A 2,080-nucleotide genomic window follows, 5' to 3' on the forward strand; every position below is an offset into this window, starting at 1 on the left:
TGTTAAAAAAGACGAGATAGATTTTGACGTCAATGACATCATTTTGATCACTATTTTGGTTCTATGTCAAGTTTATTTCACGGCCTATAAAATTTACCAGAGCTTTCAAACGAGCGTACTCGATCAAGTAACAAAAGCCTATAATAGAGACGAAATTTTAAGACTTTTATCAAAGCAAGCTTCTAAATTTAAAGGCAAAAGCGGCGGCAATATGCTAATGTTAAAGATCGAAAATTTAAACGATCTAAACGAGCGTTATAGCTTTGTTAGCACCGATATTTTGCTAAAACGATTAGTCGAGCGACTAGAAAAATTTCTAAACGAAAAAGTCTCTAAGAATACGCTTATCGGCAGATATTCAAACGAGTATTTTTTGATATTTTGCGAGAGTAAAAGTACCGAGCTCATCCATCTTTTAAACGTTTTTGAAAAGAGCATTTTGAGCGACGGAATTTACAATATCGAGCTAAAGATCAAATTTGACGCTATCGACATAAATCACTCGGCAAGCCTCAAAAACTCGGTTTCTTATCTCATCCAAAAGCTAAACGAGAGCGATAGCGAAGATAAAGTGGACATCACGGACGATCTTGAAAAAGACGTCTGCAACTGTATCGATATGCAAAGATTTATCTTTCAAACTCAGCTTGTTAAAAGTCTTCGTTTCGGGCAAAATTTGAAAAATATCATCGTAAAAGTTTACACCGATAAGCAAGGTCTCGTCTCAAAAGCAAAAGTGCAAAATATCGCGAACAAAAACGGCTATGAGGTGCTTTTTGACATAAACGTCATCAAAAAGCTATCCGAGCTTAAATTTAAAGACGAAGATCCGATCGTGATCGAAATTTCGTCGGTTTCGATTAGAAATTTGAAATTTACGAATTTTATAAAAGAGTTCGTACAGTTAGGTAAAATCGATCCAAATCGCGTTATTTTCGAGTTTAGCGAGAAACTAGTATATGACGAGATAAATAGATTTAGAGAAATTTTGACGGAGTATAAAAACCTAGGTTTTCGTTTTGCGCTTAATAAATTCGGCGGTAACAACGCGGGCTTTGAATATTTTAAATATTTGCCGATAGATTTTGTTATCTACGATATCGAATTTAACAAAAATATCAAAAACGACAAATTTAAAACACTGTTAGAAAATCTAAATTTGACCGCAAAAAGAGTAGGCGTAAAATCCATCGTGAGATTTGTGGAGGACGACGAGTTTTACAACATCGCGGAGCGCTATCAGACCGACTTCGCGCAGGGCTTTTTCATAGAGAAGCCAAAAGAAATTTAAAGGAAAAAAATGCAAGAAAATGAGGTCGTAGAGCCAAAATACGGCGAGAAAATAATAAGCGAATTTGACGTAGAAAAAGACCTAGAAATCTGGGAAAATAAGCACGAGCGCGACTATAAGATCAAGATCACGCTACCGGAGTTTTGCTGCCTATGCCCGCGCTCTGGTTATCCTGATTTTGCGACGATATATCTTGAGTACGTGCCGGCTAAATTCGTCGTCGAGCTAAAAGCGATCAAACTTTATATCAATAGCTTCATGACGCGCAACATCAGCCACGAAGATAGCATAAACGAAATTTACGACGTTTTAGAGCGAAAGCTAGCGCCAAAATGGATGAAGATCACGGGCGACTTTAACCCGCGCGGCAACGTCCATACTGTGATCGAAATTTGCTCGGACGAGATAATCAAAAAAACGCAAGAACAAAGCTTTGAAGCGCCTAAATTTGAGAAATTTACGAGAGATAGCGAGCGAAGTTTCGATAGAGGCGGTTACGGCGGACGCGAGTCTAAATTTAGCAAAGACGGCTCTCGCGGTAAGAGTTTCGGAGCCGATAGAAGAGATACAAAAACCGGCGATAGAAAACCTCGCGCGAGTAAAGATAAATTTGACGATAAACCGCGAAGAACTGGCAGCAAAGAGGGCTTTAAAAAGCCTGAATTCGCCGGCGAAAAGCGCGCTCGCGTCGTGAAAAAATCATCGGAAGATAAATGATAAGCGCGCAGCTGATCGAGCACATCTTTAAAGCCGCGTCCATCTCGCGCTGGAACGACTATCCCAAGATGA

At 39.2% G+C, this 2,080-nt stretch carries 2 protein-coding genes and 1 pseudogene; all 3 read left to right on the plus strand.

Annotation, left to right across the window (positions count from 1 at the left end; translation table 11 throughout):
- A partial coding sequence (locus tag Q0338_RS00595) for an EAL domain-containing protein (protein ID WP_298085073.1) occupies positions 1-1,291 on the plus strand: 1,291 nt, incomplete at its 5' end.
- 9 nt (positions 1,292-1,300) lie between these two features.
- Positions 1,301-1,699, plus strand: a pseudogene (gene queF / locus Q0338_RS00600) (preQ(1) synthase); the annotation flags it as partial.
- 305 nt (positions 1,700-2,004) lie between these two features.
- Positions 2,005-2,080 (plus strand): hypothetical protein (locus tag Q0338_RS00605; RefSeq protein WP_298085074.1); only part of this gene is annotated, 76 nt, incomplete at its 3' end.

The organism is uncultured Campylobacter sp., from assembly GCF_938018145.1.
Lineage (GTDB): Bacteria > Campylobacterota > Campylobacteria > Campylobacterales > Campylobacteraceae > Campylobacter_A.